This is a genomic window from Streptomyces sp. NPDC028722 (assembly GCF_040637655.1).
Classification (GTDB): domain Bacteria; phylum Actinomycetota; class Actinomycetes; order Streptomycetales; family Streptomycetaceae; genus Streptomyces.
In genome coordinates, this window is the sequence record NZ_JBEZWU010000031.1 from 49,676 (window position 1) to 71,389 (window position 21,714).

Here is a 21,714-nt window from a genome sequence, read left to right on the forward strand (position 1 = left end):
GAACACCGGGGCGTGCGCCGGACCGTCTACGTACGGCTGCGGCTGGACGACCCCCGGTCCGCGCCCGAGCTGCTGGACGGGCTGGCCGAAGGCGTGCCCAACCGGGTGCAGCGCTGGGGTGCGGGCTACTCGGAGGCGGGCAACTCCGCAGGCACCGCCGATCTGCGCACCTTCCAGTTCAACTACAGCCACGTGTGGGACGTGCCGACCGCCGGCCCGCTGCGCCAGGTCGCGGTGCAGCCGCAGGTCAACGTGGTCCGCAACCAGCTGTCGACGTCCGTGAGCGCCGCGGGCGGCGCACAGTCGCTGTCCATCACCACCACGCTCGGCGGGACGGTGCCGTTCGAGTACCGGATGCGCTGGCAGGTGCGGTCCGACGGTGCGCAGGCCGCAGGCGACTGGACGCCCGAGCGGGAGAACGGCCGGATCGCGGTCTGGTTCCCCGAGCACCTCGCGCGCACCGGGCAGGCGGTCGAGGACGGGGACGCGGCCCCGGAGAGCCCGGCCGGAGAGGACGGTCCGATCGCCGCCCGGCCGGGCGCGGCCGACCGGGAGGCCGCACCGCTGCGGTCGGCGGTGCACGAGACGCCGCTGTACGCCGTGGAGTCGGTGCTCGCCCCGGACCGCGTGCTGCACGCCGTGGAGGAGTCCTTCGCCGCGCACCTCGGCCCGGCGACGGAGGCGTCCCGGGAGGACCTGCGGCGCTTCTTCGGCGCCCGCAACCTGCGGGACGCGCTGCCCAGGATGCTGAGCGGATGGCACGACTCAGCGGTGCTGCTGGCCGGTGACGGCTCCGTGCTGGGCCACTTCCGGGTGCACGCGGCCCTCACCGGCGGCGAGCGAACCATGGGCCCGGCGGCTCCGGCGGCGGACCTCATGCACATGGTGGTGCGTTCGCTGCGGGTCACCGGACAGGCGACCGTCACCAACGCGGCGGGCGCCGACCTCAGTGTCTCGCTCGGCTTCTCCGCCCCGCGGACCGACAGCGTCACCGACCCGGTCGGCGGCGCGGTGTCGCTGAACGCCGGAGCGCGCCACCAGGTGTCGTACGGCCTGGGTTCCGGCGGCGAGGTCACCCGGTCCCAGGCGCTGGAGTGGGGCGGACCCCTGTTCCGGGTGCGGGGCGACGTGGGCTTCGTGGTGGAGCTGGTCCGCCCCGGCCGGGGCCGGGTGTCCCCGGCGCCGGGCAGCCCCCTGGACAACCGCACCGGGCTGGGCGCGTACCCCGTGGTGTTCCAGGTGCCGTCCCGCGCCGTGCTGGAGGGCGTCACGGACGCCGCCCCGCGCCGGCTCCCGCCCGAGGTGGCCGGGCTGCGCTCGCTGGGCGTCTCCACCACGACCCTGCGCGTCGACGGCGCCGAGCCGCTGTTCGGCCTGGCCGAGCGCTGGCTGCAGCAGCACGGCTTCCTGCCCTCGGCGACCGGCGACGGGTGGGCCGGTGAGGCTGCCCGGGCCCGCCGGCTGGTCAACGCCCGCGCCCTGGACCACGCCCGCTCCGGCGAATCGCTGCGCGCCGTGGCGGACGAACTCGTCGACGGCGGCCACACGGTGTGGTTCGAGCTGCCCACCACGGCCGACACCCAGCGAGTTGCGCTCCGGCTGTCCGCCGAGCGCGTGGGCGACGGACCGGTGGAGGCGGTGCGGGCGCTGCCCGGCGTGCAGGTGAACAACTGGGCCGGGTTCGCCCGCCCCGGCCAGGAACAGCGCACGGTGGCCCCCATCGCCTGGTCGGTGACCGGGGCCGGCCAGATCAGCAACCCGCTGGAGCGCCACGGCGACCTGCCGTTGCAGGGCTTCGCACCCGAGTACTCGTACAGCCGACAGACCGCCACGACCACCGGCACCGGGTCCCTGGTGGGCCAGGAGAAGTACGTGGTGTCCTCGGCGGACGACGGCCTTCAGGTCTTCGACGTCCCGGTGCGCCTGCGGCTGGAGCTGATGTGGAGCCACGGCCCGGCGCCCCGGCCGGCCGTCGCCGACGGCACGCTGGGCCTCGCGCTGCCCACGTACCGCACCGAGGCGTCACCGGAGCCGGCCGGCCCCGGGGCGCCCACGCCCCGGCCCGCCGCGGACGCCGTCCGGGTGAGCGACGAAGAACTTCGTCGGCTGCGGGCCGCCGCCGACTCCGGCGAGCTGCACCGGCTCCCGGAGACGGCCTTCGTCGACCGGGTGTCGGGCGGCGGCGCCCTGGCCGACGCGGTGAGCGAGGTGCTGGGCGCGGTCCGGACCGCGCCGGGGACCGAGGAGCCGTTCGACCTGTCGGCCGCCCTCAGCGACGACCTGGAGACGACCGAACGCCTCACCGGGGCGTGGATGTCGGACGGCGCGGCGGGACCGCTGGGGCGCTTGGTCCGGGCCGCGGACGGGGCCTGGCGGTGGACGGCGCGCTCGGCGGTGGGCGGTTCGCTCACCGACCCGGACAGCATGGCGCAGCAGGTGCTGCGCTCCGCGCTCTCCTCGCAGCAGCTCACCGGCAACGCCCTGGCCGTGTTCGGCGACGGGTTCGTGCTGGAGGGGATCGGCAGCCACGGACTGGCCTCGGGCACCGACGTCTCGGTGACGGTCAGGGCCTACCTGACCGACGTGCGGATCGGCGAGGAACCGCCGCCGATGAGCCTGGAGACCTGGCTGTACTCGGCGGACACCTCCTCGGTGACCCGGTCAGTGGGCAGCGGGCGGCAGCAGGGCCTGACCGTCAGCGGCGCCTACGGGCCGGCGGTCGGGTTCTTCCCCAGCGGGCGTTACGCGTACTCCGCGGGCGCCTCGGCCGATGTGACCGTCGCGGACAACGCGTCGAACGCACGGGTCACCGCCGACAACAACACCCGGCTGGACCGGGTCACGGCCACCGCCACCTTCGAGGTGACGGTCCGCGTGGGCCGCCGGAACGTGGTGTCCGGGACCCTGGCCGCCGGCCCCCACACGGAGCGGACCATCGGCATCCGGGTGCCCGACGCCGTGGAGTTCCTGCTGCCGAAGAGCGAGCTGGCCCGGCACTTCCCGCTGACGCCCGTGCTCGGCCTCGCCCCGGCCGTTCCGGCAGCCGACCTGGTGCTGCCGTCGTGGTACCGGGCGACCGGCCAGATCGGGCAGGGCGCCGTCACCCAGACCGTTCTCGCCGGCCCGCGCGGTGGCTTCCAGCAGCAGATCACGCGCGCCGTGGAACAGGCGGCGCGCGGGACCACCGTCCTGGGGCACGCCGCCTACCTGCCCGGTGTCACCACCTGGATCGCCGACCGCACCTCCCCGGTGGCGCTGCGCGCCCTGATCGCCGCGGGCCCCGAAGGACGCGTGGCGCTCCACTTCGTGTACCGCGGCTGGCTGACACCCGTCCTGGTCGAGGTGGCGTTGGCGGCACAGCCGAAGCCGGGCGCCGCCCTGGACGCCCTGCGTGGACGTCCGGCCCCGGACACCTCCGAGCTGACCCGCTCCGCCGCGCACGGCAGCGGGCGCGACGGCGACCTGCCGGTGCCCGGCGCCATCGGGCAGGGCGTCTCCCACTCCCGGGGCCACGAACTGGACGCCGTGCCCGTGCTCCAGTACCAGGGCCGGCGCGCGCAGACCACGCTGGCGCTGTCCGCCGAACGCGCGGTGGGTGCCTCCGTGTCCGCCTCCCGGGAGACGCGCGTCTGGCGCCGGTCGGGCCGGCTGGCGGAGTTCGACGTCCCGTACGAGATCCAGGCGTCCGTGCGCAGCACCCCGCTGACCGGGGCGCCGGTCGCCCGACTCGCCGACGCGGTGGCCGGCGGCGTCGCCATGGCGGACCTGCACGCCTCCGTCGACGCGAGCGTCACCCTCCGGTTCGACCGCACCGATCTGCCCGAGCCGGGCGACGTCACGCGGATGACGCGGCCCGACCCCGGCGTCCTCGCCGACGACCCCACCGAGTGGCGGGTGGCGCCCGAGGACGCGGCCGCCGTCGACGTGGAGGGTCTGCCGCTCGCCGTACGTCCCGCCCTGACGGGTGAACACTGGGTGCCGGCGCGGCCGTTCTCCTTCGAGGTCTTCGACGCCGCAGCGCAGCTCGCACAGGCCCTGCGACAGGTCGACCCGGCACTCGCCGGGGTGGACCGGATGCACACCTCGCTGTCGTACGAGGCCCTGCTGATCCGGCTCGCCCGACTGGTGCGGCCGGGCGGCGGCGACGCGGGCGTACTGCTCGACCGGAGTGCCGTGGGCCGTTTCATGGGACGCACGGGCACCAGTGACGCCACGTCCGTACGGCTCCGGTTGTTCCCGCAGGAGGTCCTCGCCGAGGGACCCACCGCTCTGGACGACGTCCGGGTCGCCTCCGACACGTCCGCCGCCAGCGCCTCCACCACCGTCACCCCAGCGGTCAGCACCCGCTTCACCACACCGCTGACGGCGGACCAGACCCACCGGGTCCGGCTCACCCTGCCGAATGCCCAGAACCGCGCCTTGCGGGGCCAGTCCACGGCGACCAACGTCTACCGGCGCGACATTCTCAAGTACGGCGTCTCCGCCCCGGCCGGCGCGGCCGGTCCGACGCCCGGCTACCTGATCCGCTCGCTGGTCGTGCTGCGGGTCGAGGGACCGTCCGGCACCCGCTGGGTGCTGGGCACCATGGTGCTGCGCACCCTGGACCTCCCGCCCGGCCTGGCGGTGCCCCGCCCGAACGAGGGCACCGAGCCCCCGGCACCTGCGGCGGAACCGGACCGGATGCCGGAGCCGGCGTCGGATGTGCAACCGGGCCGGCCGCCGGAGGAGCGGCGGGAGCCGTCCGCAGCGGTGGACGGCGGCGTGCTGATCGAGCTGGCCGGTGACGATTCCGCCCAGGCTCCGGCGGACGCGCAGCCGCGCGGCGGGAAAGCCAAGCGGCGCAAGGCGGGCCGGAGCGGCGCCGACCAGTCCGCGGAGCAGGCCGGCTCGCCCGCCACCGCCGGTGAGACCTCCGCCGCCGGCCGGACCGCCGGGCCCGCACCACTCACCGCGCAGGGGCGCAGGCTGCTGGAGGCGGCCGTGCGCGAAGCCGCCATACCCGAAAACCTCAAGCCCGTCGTGCGGGCGCAACTGATCGCTACCGCCCAGCGGTCCGGATGGTACGACGCGTGGCCGGTGCGTGCGATGACCCGACTGCTCGGCGAGGACGCCCGGTGGCACCAGCCGGAACACGCCGATGCTGTGACCCGGATACTCCAGCCCGACGCCGCCCACCTGATCGAGCAGGCGGCGGAGCACTCCGTCCTGACGCCCTTCCTGTTCGCCCACCCCGACATGCCGGAGGTGCTGGCGGTCTCGCCGGTCTTCCTGGACACCCTGAAGACACTTCCGTCCGAGCACCCGGACAGCGCCGCAACCCTGGTCGAAACGCCCGAGTACCTGGACACCCTGCTGGCTAAGTCCTCGTCGGGCCGACGGGAACTGGTCGATGCGATCGAGAGCCGGGTGGACTGGGCGAAACTGCTGTTCCTCTTCCCCGGACTGCCCTCCCACCTGAACGGGCAGACCGAGGTGGTCCGCACGGTCCTGGAAGCCAGGGACCCGGCCCTCTCGCTCGCGACGGTCCTCGACGCGATTCCGGAGGCGGCACAGGCGCTCCTGCGGACCGATCGCCCGGTGCATCAGGCCGTTTCCCTCCTGGAGGACCGGGCTCTGCTGGCGGGCCTCGTCACGATCACACGGCTGTCCGAGCCGGTCGAGATCGACTACCGGCGGCTCTTCGCCCACCGGGAGCTGCGCGCGGCCCTGCACGTCCACGCCGACCAGGCCCACGCCCTGTTCCAGGTCCCCGGCCTGCTGAACCTGGCGATGAGCGACCCGTCCGTGACCGAGACGCTGGCCGGCAGCCCCTTGCTCGTCGACGTCCTGCCCGACATCGCCGCCTTCGGCGCCAGGATCGCCCGCAGCGCCGAACTGCTCGCCGCAGCCGCCGGCAACCCGGCGGTCGCGGAAGCACTCTCCTCCGACCCGCGGGCCTTCGACGGGGTTCCCGACGAGCGGCTGGCCGACGCGCTGAAGGCGGCACGGCATCCGGAGGCCGCCGCCCGGACCGTGCCGGACGGGCCGGGCATCTCGGCCGTGGACCGGCTACGGGCCGCCATCCCGGCCCTGGACGCCGCGCTCGCCCTGCCGGGACCGGCTGAGGTGCTGCGGCAGCAGGAGGGGCTGGTGGCGGTCCTGGAGCGCCACCCCGGGCTGCTGTCCCACCCGCACGAGTACCGCAGGCTGCTGCTGCCGGAGAACGCCCCCGTCAGGGAACGGCTGACCGGAGACGACAACGAGGCTCTGCTGGTACCCGGCGTACTGCGGGCGGTTCTCCGGCACGGCCACTTGCGGGACCAGGTGTCCGGTCCCGACGGTGCCACCGTCCTGGCCCGGATCGAGGACGCCGCCGGGGAACACCCCTGGCTGCCGGCGGTGCTCGCCGCGAATCCCGCGATGGCGCAGTTCGTCGCCAGCGCCTCCTACGCGCTGCCCGCGTTGCGGGCGCTGGACGGCCAGGCGGACCGGCTGGCCACCGACGACCGTCTCCTCGGCCTCGTCGGCGCAACGTCCGGCGTGGAAGCGTTCTTCCGCCGGCTCGGCGGGGGCGAGGCCCTCGTGGACGCGCTGCTGGAGAACGACGGCGCACTCCGCAGGTTCTTCGGCAGGAACCCCGCGTCGCTGGCCGCCGTGGAGTCCGAAGGGCTGGAGAACCTGCGCCGGCACGGAACCCTCGTACGCGAACTGGCGAACCGGTACGGCACACCCGTCTCCGTGAAGCACTGGGAACACCTGTTCACAGATCCGCGGCTGCTCACCGCGTTGGCACGCCCGGCCAACGCGACCGCACTCGACCTGCTCCTGTCCGCCCCCGAGGCGTTCGCCGAAGCCATCGCACGTCCGGCCTTCGCCGAGGCGCTGGACTCCGGCCGTCTGGAGGCCGGCTTCGCCCGGGTCGCGGAGGCCCGCAAGGCCGGAAAGAAGAAGAAGAGCCGCGCCTGGATCAGGGAACTGACCGCTCTCGTCGACAGCACGGGCGAGCCCGTACTGTCGCCGGAGGGGATCGAGTACCAGGACGGGGACGCGGAGCTCGCGCGCACGCTGAAGCTGTCCCAGGAGGAAGGGGAGCGGCAGCTTCGGGCATGGGCCGAAGAGGGCTCCGTGTCCTCCGCGGACCGTGCGCGAGCGCTGTGGATCAACGAGGCGGTCCGGCAGGAACCGCGTCTCCTCGGCCTGGCACGCGAGCGGGAGGCGTTCGCCGTCGGCTTCTACCGCAACACCGAGCTGTTCGAGACGCTCCAGGCCAGGCCCGCACTGATCGAACTGCTCGCGGACCCCGCCGAGAACGCGCTGCCGTTGCTGTACGGCAATCCGGAACTCACCCGCGCGTTGCGCACCGACGACTACCTGTACCGGCTCTTCCTCACCAGCCGGGGCACCCGCTCCTGGCTCCTCAGCAGCCCCGCCTCCGCCGTGCTCGCCGTGCACAACCCGGAACTGAACCGGCTCCTGCTGTTCGCGGAGCCCCTCTACACCCGCCTGCACTCCGAACGCGACAAGCAGCTCGTCATGCTGAGCGTGGACGCGGCGCGTGTCATCGCCGACCAGGGGCCGGCCGCCGACCTGCTGATGGCCAACAAGGAGCTGCGGGACGAACTGTCCGAGCAACTGCTGGAGGACGGTGGACCACTGATCGTGCGCGCCGCGCTCAGCAGCCTGCCGCTGGTGAAGGCACTGGCGTCGCACCCCGACCGGCTGCTGGTGATCCGGACCGTGCCCGGGATGGCGGAGGCGCTGGCCGAGCACCCGGACCTGTTCTCCGACGAAGCCGACTACCTTCGGCTTCTCAGCACCAAGCCGCTGCGCCACGCCTTCTCGGCGCACCCCGGACAGGTGCCGGTGGTGCTGGCCGACGCCGAACTGGCGAGGACCGCGCTGGCCGCCCCCGCCGTGGTGGCGGCCCTGGCGGCGGACGAGGGTGTGGCCCGGCTGCTGGCAAGGCGCCCGGCGGCCCACCGGCTGCTGCGCCGGCAGCCCGAGGTGGCGGCGGACCTGGCCCGTGACGGCCAGACGCTGCGCCTGGCCCTGACCGCGGTCCGCGGCCTCGCCGAAGCGGTGACCGACCAGCCGCGCATCGCGGCGGAGCTGCGGCAGGCACCGTGGCTGAAGGACGCGTTGCTGCGCAACCACGGCCTGCTGGAGCAGGCACGGACGGACGGACCGCTGTGGCGGACGGCGCGGGCCGACCGCGTCTTCGCCGAGGCGCTGACCCCTCAGCTGACGCGCCGGCTCGCATCCCGGGAGGCACTGCTCACGGTGCTGGCCGACCGGGCGCCGGTACCGGAGGCGATGCCCGCGGCGGACCTGCGGCGGCTGCTGTCGAACGCGGACCTCACCCACTTCCTGAACGACCACCCGGCGTTCGCCGAACGCTTCCTGGGCACGGCCCAGTGGTACGAGCCGGCCCTCCGGAACGCCGACTACGCCACCGCGCTGCGCAACCTCGCCCAGGACGCCGCCCGTTTCCGGCAGCTCGCCGAGGACCCGTCGCCGCAGGCGCTGACGGGCGCGGTGTCCGCCGGCGCCGGTCCCGCGCGCCCGGCGCAGGCGCCCCGGGAGCGTGCGCCCGAGGAGGCCGGCCGCACCCGGTCGGCACGTCCCGGCCCCACCGGCGGGCGGACGGCGACGCGGCCCGCGCGGGAATCGGTCTGGGCGCAGGCGCTCGGCTCGGTACCCGAGGCCGCCGAACTGCTGCTCGGCCCGGCGGGCGGCGCGGTGGCCGGGGCGCTGGGCGAGAACCCGGAGCTGCTGCCCCTGCTGATCGCCTCACCGGCCGTGGCGGAGGAGCTGCGGCAGAGCCCGTCGCTCTGGCCGGACTACGCGTTCGGCGCGTTCCTGCGCACCGGTGAGGCCGGGCTGGAACACTTCGACACCGACTTCCAGGCCTGGCTGGAGCGCACCGCCGCGGTGCTGGAGGGCGACTACCACGGCCGGGTGGCCGACGTGGCGCGCGGTGTGTGGGCGCACTCGCGGGCGCAGCGGGAGGCCCGTGAGGCGGCGGAGTCCGCCCGGGTCGCCGAGCGCCTGGCGGCGTTCGCCCCGCTGCGGGCCGACAGCTGGGAGTACGGCGACCGGCTCGTGTACGCCAGCCACGTACGGCCGGAACAGCTGACGGAGGCGCAGCTGAAGGTGCTGGAGCGGGTGGCCGACGGCAGCCTGCGGCCCCGCGAGAGCGAGGTGCGGATCAACCGCGCCCTGCACGTGCACCTGGACAGCGGCAGCGGCGGCGCCTCGTTCGCCTACGTGCTGGCGCCCGACGGCCGCGTGGACGTGCTCGTCTACGCCGTCAGCACCGCACGCCAGGGCAACCGGTACAAGTGGGAGGGCCACAGCAGCCGGTACAGCGACGGCCCGCTGGACCTCGACGCCGTCCGCAACCACCCCGCGCTGGTGACCTCAGTGGAGCTGGTGCGGGAGGCGGCGCAGCGGGCCGAGGCGGAAGCCGCGGCGGCGCGTGCCGCGACCGGCAAGGGCAAGGCGAAGGGGAAGCCCAAGGACACCGGGGCGGCTCCCGCCGCGCGGCCCGCCGAGGCGCCCGCGCTCCTGGTGGACCCCGAACTGTCCCGCCTCACCGAGGCGTTGGCGAAGTACCACACCGCCCTCGCCGAGGACGGTGCCGCCCAGCGGGCCCACAACACCCGCGCGCTGCCCAAGACGCAGGCCCGGCTGGAGGAGACCCGGCGGGCGCTGCGCGACCTGGGGCTGGACCCGGACACCTACGGCACGGGCGACGTGCTCACGCTGAGTGCGACCGGCCCGCTCGCGCAGTGGGCGGACGAGGAGGCCGACGCACCGGAGTCCCCGATGTCGTACGACGACGACTCGGAGGACGACGGTTCGGCGTCCGCGATGGACGACGACAACGAGCTGCCCGACCTCGACGCCCGGCTGCTGTACGACACCGTCGGCAACGTCGCAGGCCTGGATCTGCTCGGCGGCACGCGCGAGGGTGGCGCGGACGACGTGCGCCCGCTGATCCCGCTGGACGGCTTCGTCCTGAGGTTCGACTACGACCCGGGCGTACCGCCCGCCGCGCCCACCGTCGTGGGTTACGAGGACGGCGAGCCGGTACGGCTGTCCCTGGACACGTTCGCGGAGCTGGCCGCCCACAACCGCGTCGGCGACCGCCCGCTGTGGCTGGTGACCGACGACGGCGCCCGGTACGGGCTCGACCTGGCCAGGACCGTGGCCGACCGGGCGGGCGTCACCGTGTGGACGCACAGCGGCCGGGTGGACCTGTTCGGGAACCCCTTCGGGGCTCTGGAACTGCGCACCGTCCGGGACGACGCCGACGCACCCGGGGGCCACTGGATGCGCGTCGATCCCGCCCAGGCGCCACTGCCCGCCGTCGCGGAGGAACAGGGTCTCGGAGCGGACGACTACGTCCGGTCCGTGACCGGCGAGCGGTTCCACTTCCGCAGCCTGGTGATGACACCGTTCGCCGACTCGCGCACCGGCCGGGTCATCGGCCACACGTCGCTGAGCACGCAGGACCGGGCCCGGACCGAGTTGGCCTTCCGGTCCATTCCGGACACCGGCACTTTCCGCGCCGGACGGGTCATGGACGGTGACACGGGCATCGCCGGGACCAACCCGTGGGGCGACGGCGCCCCGCGGCACTACCTGGTCGCCCACGGCCGGGTGGGCGGTGCCACCGTCCGCCTGCACACGCGCGACGACCGCCCGGTCGAGTTCGCCGGCGACCAGCTGGGCCGGGTGCTGCGCCGCCAAGCCGGCTTCGAGGCGTTCCGGCGGGGTGCGGTGAACTCCGTGGACAGCGCGGTGATCACCGTGATCTGCAACATAGGAAGCTCGCCCGCCCTGCCCGAGACGCCGTACATCCAGACGCTGGCGAACGTCCTGGGCATGACGGTGACCGGGCCCACCGGAACCCTCGGCATCGGTCTCGACACGCTGTACATCGCGCCGTTCCGGAACCGGGCGGGCTGGCTGACCGCTCGCCCCGGCATGACCGGCACGACGTTCCGCGGCGCGGAGATCGTCGAGGTCCCCGACGTCACCGGCACCGCTGCCGGCGCGGGCGCCCACGGCGGACCGCCGGTGACCGAACTGGCCGCGCAACCCGGCACCCCGGAGGCGGAGCGCCTCGACCGCGCCCTGCTGGAGCCGCGCCCGGCGACCATGCCCAGCCTGGACACGCTGCTCTCCGCCGACGACGCCGACGCCGACGCCGACGCCTCCGCGACGGCCGCGCCCCGGGCGCCGCAGCAGGAACCGGCCGCCACCGGTCCCGTCTCACGGCCCGCCGAGAGCCCCGCACAGGCCCGCGACCGCCGCGACGCCGAGCTGGTCTTCGCGCCGCCCGCCACCACCGTGTCCGCCGGCTTCCGGCACGGCACCGGCGCCGAGACGTACGCGTTCGCCGACGACCGGCTGCCCGCGGCGATCCGCGAGGGCGTCCGCGCGCTGCTGCCGGAGCGGGCGCGCGAGCGGGCCGGGGCCGCCCTGACGGAGTACTTCGAGACCGCCGGCGTCGCCGAGGCCCTGCGCCAGGCCGTCGCCGACCGGGTGACGGTGGTGCTCGGGCCGCCCGGCGGCCCGGTGGCCGTCACCGTACGACTGCGGCTGGGGGACTGGACCCAGCTCACCGACCCGCGCGGCGAACCGCTCGCCGACGGCGCCGGCACCGCCCGGTGGGAGACCGGCGACCGGCGCACCCCCCAGGTGCTGGACTGGCGCGAGACGGCGTCGGCCAACCGCGCGGTCACCCACGGGCTCGACGCGGCCGCCGCCCTGCCGTTCTCCCAGGCGCTCGCGCTCGTACCGCCCCTGGCCACGGCGGGCGCCGCGCTGCGGACGCTGCTCACCGGGTTCGGCAAGACCACCGACTTCACCGTCTCGTCCACCCTCGGCACCACCCGCGCCCTGCGGCCGGTCTCGGACCGGGCCGTGGACTTCCGGTACGACGTGGGCGTCGACCTCGTGGTGCAGAGCCGCGGACAGGCCCCGCAGCGGTGGCAGACGATCGTCGAGGGCTCCCTCGTCGGCCGCCACCCCCGCGAGGCCGTACGCGCACTGCCGCGCCCCGACGGCGCACGGCACGCCACCGCCCCGCTGTGGCGGGAGTGGTCCGGCGAACCCGAGGCCGGCACCGCCGCACTGCGCCTCGCCCTGGACTCCGTCCGGGACGGCCGCGCCCTGACGGCCGACGCGCACCACCTCGGGGTCCCGGCCGGCCGGGCGCCCCGCCCCGCGGTCGTCGGCGCACCGGTCGCCCTCCCGCCGGTCTCGTGGCTGGAGTCGGTCACCGGCGCGGCCGACTACCGGGCCGCCGTGCTCGCCGCCGTGGACCCCGCCCTGGCCGACCCGTTCTCCCCGGCCTTCGCCACGCTCGACGCCTTCGCCCGGGTGCGGACCCTGCTGGCCGGTCTGCACCAGGCCGCCGCCGGCGGGTACCGGTCGGCGCCGGTGCACTCCGCCACCGGTCGGCCCGACGCGGTCCGCGTGCGCGCCTCCTTCCACAACCCGCGGGTGGTGACCGATCCCGGCGAGCCGGTCCAGGCGGACGCCGAGGACGTCCGGGTCGGCGACGTGGGCGCCCCGGCCACCCAGTGGGACGCCTCCACCACCGGCGTGTCCGACGCCGTCTCCCTGGCGGCGACCGCCGTCGGACTCCCGATCCCGCTGCCCTCGCTGTCCTACGTGCACTCCGTGCGGTTCTCCCGGCCCGGCCAGCAGGCGGGCAGCGTGGAACTCAACCGGCTCCGGTACACGGACGAGCCCACCACCGTGGTGGAGTTCGACGTCCGGGTGGACACCCGGGGGCTCGACGGGCGCGGCGGCCCGGATACCTGGCTCACCGCCCGGGTGCGCATGCTCACGGCCGACGCGGACCGCCTCGGGCTGGGGCAGCCGGACCCGGCGGCACCGGCCGCCGACCGCACCGCCGACCCCGACGCCCTGCCCGGCACCGCCACCGACCCCGATGTCCTGGCGAGGACCGCCCCGGGCCGTACGCTGCGCCTGCCCGCCCTCTTCCGCGACTGGCTGCCGCCCACCAGCCGCGTGGACCACCTGGACGCGGCTGCCGCCGAGCGGGTGCGGCTGCGCACGCTGGAGCTGGTCCACGACTGCTTCCCGGGCTTCCTCGCCGCCCGCGACCCGTGGCGGGACGTCCCCGCACCGGAGGACGGCCCCCTCGTACGGCGGCCCGCCGACGCGCCGGAGCAGCACCAGGTCCGCAACCAGCTGGCCCTGGACGAGGCCCTGAGCGAGACCGGCCTGGCCCGCCGTATGCACGTGCTGACCGGCCAGGGCCACGCCCTGGTGCTGACCCGCCCCGGTCCGGCCGGACCGGAACGGATCAGGGTCACCGTCCGCGCCGACCTCGACCCGGACGCCTTCGCCTACGTCCGCTCCCGGCACGGTCAGATGGACGTCTACTACGGCTCGTACTACGACCTGACCAGCTCGGTGACCCGGCAGTGGAAGCTCGCCGCGGGCGTCGAACTGCCGCTCGCCGGGCTGTTCCCGGACACGGGCCTGTCGGCGGAGACCGCCGGCGGCCGGCTCGCCCCCGGCCTCAGCTGGAGCGGCTCCGTCACCGAGGCCGGCGGGTTCTTCGCGGGCGGGGCCTCCGGCGGCGGATCGCTGTGGCTGTCCGAGTTCAGCGGACCGGTACGCCTCCACGTCACCGTCGAGCGCGTCACCGGCCCGGGGCAGGCGGCGGCCGACCCGGTCGGGACCGGGCCGCTGCCGGTCGAGGCCGGCCTGCTCGTCTCCGAGGACCTGGTGCTGGAGGACGGCGGCGACGGCCGTCTCGTCCGCACCCTGGACCTGTCGAGCGGCCTCGACGGCGCCGGCGCCGCCGTCCGGACGCCGCGTGCCGCCGGGGACGGTCCGGCCCTCACCTGGACGCCCGCGGACGGACGCCTGCCGCAGGACACCCTGCACCTGGTGCGCACCGACCACCTGCTGCCGCACATCACGGACCTGCTGCGGCAGGCCGGCGTCCCCGCCCTGGACCCGCTCGACGAGGCGGCGCTGCGCACCGCCGTGACCGGACTGGGCCCCCGGGTACGGGACTTCGCCGGAGCCCCGTACCCGCTGTGGACCCGGCCGGTCGGCCGTGGCACCCTCGGCTTCCCGCAGTGGGCGGAGGTGTCGGTGCGGGCCACGGCCGGCCCGCTGACCGCGATCGGGGAGAGCGAGCACGCCTACCGCTACGACCACACCCTGGGCACCGCCCTGGTCCGGCACACGCAGACCGACGACAGCGTGTCCCTGTACGCGTCGCTCGGCACGTCCCTCTCCTTCGCCTCCGGCGACGCGGCGGAGCAGAGCCCCGTCGACGTGCCGCTGTCGGACCTCAACCGTTCCGGGCCGGAGTTCGGCTACACGCGCGGCGGCCAGGTGTCCGCGGACCGCGCGGCGAGCGGTCAGAGCGACCGGGTCGACATGACGACCGGCCCCCACGTGTGGGCCGACGCGCCCGTCACGTTCCACGTCACGGTGCGCCGCTGGTCGGAGCGGCCGGCCGGTTTCCTCGGCCGCTCCGGCTCCCGGCGCGCCACCGAGCGGGAGATCACCGGCGACCCGGTGGCGGCGCCCGGCCTGGCGCTGATGCAGCGGGAACCGGCCCTGGAGCGCGGGCTCGTCACGCCCCCGGCGGCACCCGCCCAGGAGCAGGAACCGGCACCCGCCCCCGCCCAGGCACCCGCCCCCGCCCCGGCGCTGGCCCCCGCCCCGGCGCTGGCCCCCGCCCCGGCGCTGGCCCCCGCCAACGTGCTGCGCGGCGACGGCTTCGACCACACCGCGCTGCTCGCGGTGCCCGACCTGCGGCCGTTCGTGCGGAGCCTGCTGCCCGCCCTCCGTGAGACCCTCTCCCCGGAACACGCCGACGCGGTGGCGGCCGAACTCTGGAAGACGGCCTCCCACCAGGGCACCAAGGGCCTCCTGGAGACCATGCTGGTGGGCCTGCCCATCCTGGTGCCCAACCGGAGCGGGCTGTGGACGACGACGGCCCGGGTCACCCTCACCGCCCGGCTCACCAACCCCCGGGCGCTGGGCCAGGAGCCCGGCGGCCATGTGCTGGAAGGCAGGAACCAGCGCGCCGCCGAACGCGCGAGCACCCCGCTCGGCGACGGCACCGGGCAGCCCTCCCGCGCCGACCAGCTGGCCCTGATCGACTCCGACGCCCCGCAGCGCGCCGTGTCGGGCTTCGCCCCCGCGGTCGGCCACGCCTTCACCCCGGCCGGACAGGCCCGCACCGGACACCGCGCGAGCACCGCCCTCCAGCACGCCGGCCGCCCGTGGACGACCGCGTTCGACGTGGAGGTCACCGCCGGTCTGGACGTGCACTGGGCGCTGAGCGCGTCCTCGCCCGGCGTCGGCATCGGCCTGCCGCTGATCGGACGGCACCAGCACCACCGGCTCGGCACCCAGGTACTGCCCGGCTCCCTCCGCCTCGGTTACCGGGAGGAACTCACCCAGCCCCAGCCGCGACCGGCCGCGCGCCCGCCGGCGCTGGTGGTGCCGAAGGCGCCGGTGGAGTACGCACGGCAGGGAGTGCGCCTGACCCCGGAACCGCTCCGGGAGGCATTCCTGGGCACCGTCGGCGACCTGGCCGCGCTGCGGGCGGCGACCGAGAGCCTGTTCACCTCGGGCGGGCCGCTCACCGGCGCGCTGCGGGCCGCCCACTCCTGGCAGGGCGGTCTGTTCGTGCTGCGGTCCAAGATCGCGGCGATCTTCAGCCCGCCCTACCTGAGCCGGTGGTTCCTCGACCTCGCCGCGCAGGGCACCCTGCACGAGCCGGTGACGGTGCCGGGCGCCGGCGCCGACCTGCGCGGACGCCTGGAGATCAGCGCCGACATCCGGGGACTGCGCGAATCGGCGCCGCGCGAGGACGGCGACGCCACGCTGCCCGGTACGGCCGTACAAGACCTCCAGCGTTCCGTGCGGGGCGCCTCCGGCGCCGTCGGTTCGGGCGCCCGGATCGCGAGCGCGCTCACCGGCTCCCCGGCCACCGGCCGGACCGCGCTCCGGCAGGACGGCCGCCCGTTCTCCCGGGTGGAAGCGACCTCCATCACCTGGCACATCGTCCACCGCCCGGCGACCGGCAGGCCGCGCGCCGTCGACGTGACCGTCAGCGACGAGGCGGCCGTCTTCTACGTGCCCGCCGAGCAGCTGGAGACACTGCTCGCCCTGGACGGCGACGCGGACCGGTCGCGGCCCGCGGCGGACAAGGGCAAGGCGCGGCAGGAACCGGACGAGCGGGAGGCGGAGCAGCCGACGGCCACCGTCCGCCCCACGCCCGAGGAGGAGATCGCGGCCCGGGAGGAGCTCGCCGACGCGGTCACCGAGCTGTCCCGTGCCGAGTCGGCGCTCAGGGCCCTGGAGGAGCACCGCAGCACGGGCGCCCACCCGGCGGCCGTCCAGCGCGTGACGGCCGCCCGCCGCCGCGTGGCGGACGCGGAGGCCGCCACGGCGGACCTGGAACACGGGGCCCTGATGGAGCCGCTGACGGAGGAGCAGCTGCGGACCCGGCCCCGCCTGCCGGGCGGCAGCCCACTGGACCGCTTCCGCGAGCCGGCCGACGACCACGTCTCCCACCGCATCCTCTCGGACGCGGGCACCGTCGTCGGGCGCGCCTACTTCGGACCGGCCGACTGGGCGGGCCGCGCCGGCGACTGGGCCCAGTACGACCCGGCCGCCACCAGTGTCTACATGCGCCAGCGGCAGCCGAACCGGCTCGACCAGGTGCCGGAGCCGGTGCCGTGGCGCGAGCCGGGCCAGTACTTCCTCACCTCGCACTCCAACGAGGCCCAGTTCGCCATGGAGGACGCGGCGGGCAACCGGCGGCGCCTGTACGGCCCGGAGCTGGCCGCCGTGCTGCGCCGGCGTCCCAGCCTGCGCGAGCTGAGGTCGCAGAACCCGCAGGCGGGCGTCGTCATGATCGCCTGCGACGCCGGAGCCCTCGACGAGGGTCTCGCCCAGCAGACCGCGGACCACCTCGGCGCCACCGTCTACGCGCCGACCACCGTGGCCGGGATGTACCGTCCCGCCGCGGCGGCCGAGGAGCCGGGCCGTCCCGCTCAGGAGCTGCCGGGCCGCCCGTACGCGAGCGGCCCGGACGGCCGGTACCGCACGTTCCGGCCGCGCCCGCAGGCCGCGGCCGGCGTCCTGTTCACGAGCGGCACCAAGGTGGCGGCCGACGGACTGCCGCTCATCGACCGCCTGGCCGCCGACACCGCTCGGGCCGCGCTGGCGGCCCGAGAAAACCCGCGGCTGAAGCCGGTGGTCACGATCACCGGGTACGCGAAGGGACGCTTCCCGGACAGCAAGGGCATCCACACCGGCAGGCAGCGGGCCGAGACGGTGGCCGGGCTCTTCCGACAGAGCCTGGCCCACCACCTCGCCGCCCGCCAGCACGGCCACACGGAGCCGCTCGGCACTGACGCCGTCGTGGTGCTGGAGATCTCCCGGGGCCAGGACCTCCCGGCCGAGGACGTCGCCACCGGACAAGAGCAGTCCGCCCTGCTGCGCCGCGCGACGATCACCGTCCATGTGCCACGGCCCCGGGCATCCGGGCCGGCGGCCTCCCAGGCGGCGGTCACGGCCCCCGGCCGACCGGGCTACTCCGCGCCCCGGCCGGAACTCCACAGCAGCGACGCCGCCCCGCCGGACCACGTCCCCGCCCCGCAGGACGAGGTCACCAGCCATCCGATCGTCTCCGACGCGGGCACCGTCGTCGGCCGCGCTTTCCACAACCAGGAGGACTGGGCCGCCCGCGCGGGACACTGGGCCGCCTACGACCCGGCGTCCGAGGCCACGTACCTGCAGACCGGGCAGTGGAGCAGGGTCGAGCGTCCGGTTCCTTGGACGGGGGACCGGAACTACTTCCTGTCGGCCCACGGACACGGCGGCGTCCTGGCCGTCGAGGACACCACGGGCGGCCAGCGGTTGCAGTACGGCGCGCAGGTGGCGGCGATGCTGCGTCGGCGTCCCAGCCTGCGCGAGCTGAGGTCGCAGAACCCGCAGGCGGGCATCGTCATGGTCGCCTGCGAGGCCGGAGCCTTCGACGACGGCCTCGCCCAGCAGCTGGCGGACCACCTCGGCGTCACCGTCTACGGGCCGACCACGTCGGTCGCCCTCATGCGCGGCCCGTACGAGGAGACTGCCCGCCCGTGGCTCGACAGCGAGGAAGGCGACGCCGAGTACCGCACCTTCCGCCCCCGGCCCGACGCCGCGACCACCGTGTCGTTCGCCGACGGCTCCAGCGAGCTGACCCCCGGCCAGCTCTCGGTCGTCGACGACCTGGCCGTGGAGACCGTCCGGACCGTGCTGTCCGGCGTCGGCACGTCCCTGCTCAAGCCCGTCGTCACGGTCACCGGCTACGCGCCCGGCAGCGGCACGGACCGCCAGGGGCTCGACACCGGTCAGGCGCGCGCCGACAAGGTCGCCGGGGCCTTCCGCGACGCTCTCGCCGGCCACTTCACCGCCTTCGGGGAGGGCGGGACCGAACGCGCGGCGGCCGTCGTGGTGCTCGCGCTCTCCCGGGGCCGGGACGTGCCGGACGACGACCTCGCGGCAGCCCAGGACCCGGCTGCCCTGCTGCATCGCGCCACGGTCACCCTCCACGTGCCCCGCACCCCCGCCCCGCCGCCACGGCCCGCACCGGACGAGGACGAGGACGAGTACGAGTCCGGGTACGACCAGGACCTTGAGTACGGGTACGGATACCGCCGCCCCGACCCGCGGCTGCTCAACGCCGCGCCGGCGGACGGCGACGAGCCCCTGTCCCACCGGATCGTCTCCGACGCGGGCACCGTCGTCGGGCGCGCCTACTTCGGGGTGGCCGAATGGGCGGACCGCTCGCGTGCCTGGGCGCAGTACGACCCGGCCACGACCGGTGTCTTCATGCAGCAGCGGCAGTCGTACGACCCGTTCGTCCAGCAGCCCGCGCCGTGGTCCGGGGCCGGTCACTACTTCGTGTCGTCGCACGCCGAGGCGGCCTACCTCGCCGTCGAGGACGCGACGGGCCGGCAGCGGCCCCTCTTCGGTCCCGAGGTGGCCGCCATGCTGCGGCGCCGGCCCAGTCTGCGCGAGTTGAGGGCGCGGCACCCCGACGCAGGTGTGGTGCTGGTCGCCTGCGAGGTGGGCGCCCACGACGACGGTCTCGCCCAGCAGGTGGCCGATCACCTCGGCACGACGGTGTACGCGCCCACCGGAGAGGTGGATCTCAGCGGAATCGCCGAGCACGGTTCGCCCCGGCCCTACGTGACGACCGCCTACGGCTCGGCCGCGGGCGACTACCGCACGTTCCGGCCCCGGTCCGCCGTAGCCGCCACCGTGGTGTTCGCGGAAGGCTCCAGCGAGGTGCCGGCCGACCAGGTTCCGGTCATCGAGGGGCTGGCCGCTCGTGTCGCGCCCGACGCCGTACCGGGGTTCGCTGAGCCGCTGCTGCGACCGGTGGTCACCGTGACCGGTTACGCGTCGGGGACGGATGCCGACGGACTCGGCCTGGACACCGGCCGCCGCCGTGCCGAGACGGTCGCCGCGCTGCTGCGTACGTCCCTCGCCCGGCGCGTCGCCGCGCTCGGCCGGGAGGGCACGGGGGAACGGGAGCCCGTCGTGGTCGTCGCCGTCTCCCGCGGCCAGGACCTGTCCGGGGACGACCTGGCCACCGGCCAGGACCGGGCGGCCCTGCTGCGACGTGCCACGGTCACGGTCCACGTGCCCCGGGTGCCGTACCTCGAAGAGGTCTTCGAGGACGAGGACTTCGGCGAGATGTCCTTCGGGGCGCCTGGCGGCGCCGACCACGCCGACAGCTCCGACGAGGACCATTCCGACGGCTTGCCGCGCGGCTTCCGCCCCCTCGCCGCGCAGCCGGCCCCCGTCCCCGCAGAGGCGTCCCCCGTCCCGCCCACCGCCGTCGCCGAAGCCCTCCAGCCGCGCCCCGAGCACCCCTGGTACCTGGACCACGGCCCGCTCGGGCACGCTTCCGTGAGCGACGCCGGGACCTTCGACGACGCGGGCGCCCGCGCCTGGGCCCGGACGGTCGCCGACGGACTGCCGGACCAGGACCGGAACCTGGCCCGTGACGTCGAGAACGCGCTGCACACCATGCTGGCCACCACCGACCGGCACGCCTGGGAGGACCACCTGACCCACGGCGTGACGCTGGCCTCCCACGGCCGGCTGGTGTGGCTGCGCCCGCTCCTGGCGGATCTGCGTCCGGCGGAGGGGCGGGAGTCGGCCGTACGCGAGTACAGCGTCCGGTTCGCCACCACCGGCGGCAGCGGGGAACGCCACCGGGAGCGCACGCTCGGCGCGGACTCGGCCCTGCTGCTCGGCTTCAGCACCGCCTCCGCGGTGGCCTCCTCGATGATCCTCGGTCTGCCGCAGGTGCGGGCCGAGTCGGCCGCCCGGCGCTCCGAGACCCGGCGGCGCAACGTCATCTCGGGACGGACGATGTTCATCGCCAGGAACAAGCCGTTCCTGGCCGGGCTGCGGGTCGAGATCTTCGTGAACGGTGTCGCACACCGGCCCGCCGACGTCCACGACCGCGGTCTGCGGGTCGAGTTCCCGGCCGAGTACACCGGCGCCGACGCCCCGCGTCCTCCCCTGAGCGAACCCGCCCGGGCCCTGCCGCCCGGCGAGGCCCGGCTGGGCCCTGACCGGGTCGTGCTCAACGCCGTCGACACGGGACCGCTGGTGGCGGCGCTGCACCGCCGGCTGCACGAGGCCGGGATGGACGCCACCACGGCCGAGCATTTCATGACCCACGCGCGGGAGATGCTCAGCGAGCGGGCCGCCCGCACGCGCGGCCGGTGGTGGATGACCAACGGCGACATCTCCGGCGAGATCCAGGTACCGGGCTCGGCCGGACGGCGGTCGTTCCGCGGCCGTCTCCGGGTGCTGGCCCAGATCGACGCCCTGGAGTTCGCCGGGACCACCGACAAGGTCCAGATCCGCGAGGACCTCGGCGGCGGCACGGCACTGGGCCTCGGCCGGTCGGGCAGCGGATCCGCCGGCCTGGCCTTCGGCTACAACGCGGCCGGCTTCGCGCTGCCCCTCTCCGACGGCGCCCCCGGTCCGGCGGCCAAGGGCCTGCTGCCGATGTTCGGCGTCGGGTTCGACCGCGGCACGGGCAGCGGTCTGTCCGTCACCTCGCAGACCCTGGGCCACACCGTCCTCAACTTCCGCGAGACCCAGGCCAGGTACCGGGCCCGGCTGCGGATCACGGTCACCGTCGACTCCCCGACCCACCCGCGTATCGGTGCGGTGTCCGAGCTGTCCGAGGCGGAGATCGGGCTGCCGTGGCACGACGGGCAGGGCGCGGCCGGCTTCGAGCGGCGGGTGCTCGGCGCCGTACACACCCCCGGGCTGGAGCCCGACGCGTCCGCGGACCGGTCCGAACCGGTGGAGACCTCCGCTCCGGTACGGGAACTGCTGCGGCTGTCCGGCACCGCGCCGCTGCGGTCGATGGAGCCCCCGCGGGCCCTGGACCCCGCCTACTGGCGGGCCCCGGACGCGGCAGGCCGGCGGAGCACGGACGCCGCGGGCGAGTCCGAGCCGGTCCCCGCCGAGCCGCCGGCCCTGGCCGCGCGGCGCGGCCTCGGTTTCGCCATGCCCCTGGACATGGCGGGCTCGGAGGTCGTCCAGGACCAGCTGAGCTGGGCGCTGCGGCAGATGGTCCCGCCCTCGGTGCGGCGCTCCGCCGACTGGACGGCGGTCGAGGCCCAGCTC

General features: G+C 75.6%; 1 protein-coding gene (running past both ends of the window). It reads left to right on the top strand.

This entire window lies inside a single protein-coding gene on the top strand: locus AB0F03_RS32500, encoding a hypothetical protein. The 56,406-nt coding sequence extends 18,498 nt beyond the window's left edge and 16,194 nt beyond its right edge, so the window shows coding positions 18,499–40,212 (codon 6,167, complete, through codon 13,404, complete); the first complete codon in view begins at position 1. Both codon boundaries (start and stop) fall beyond the window edges.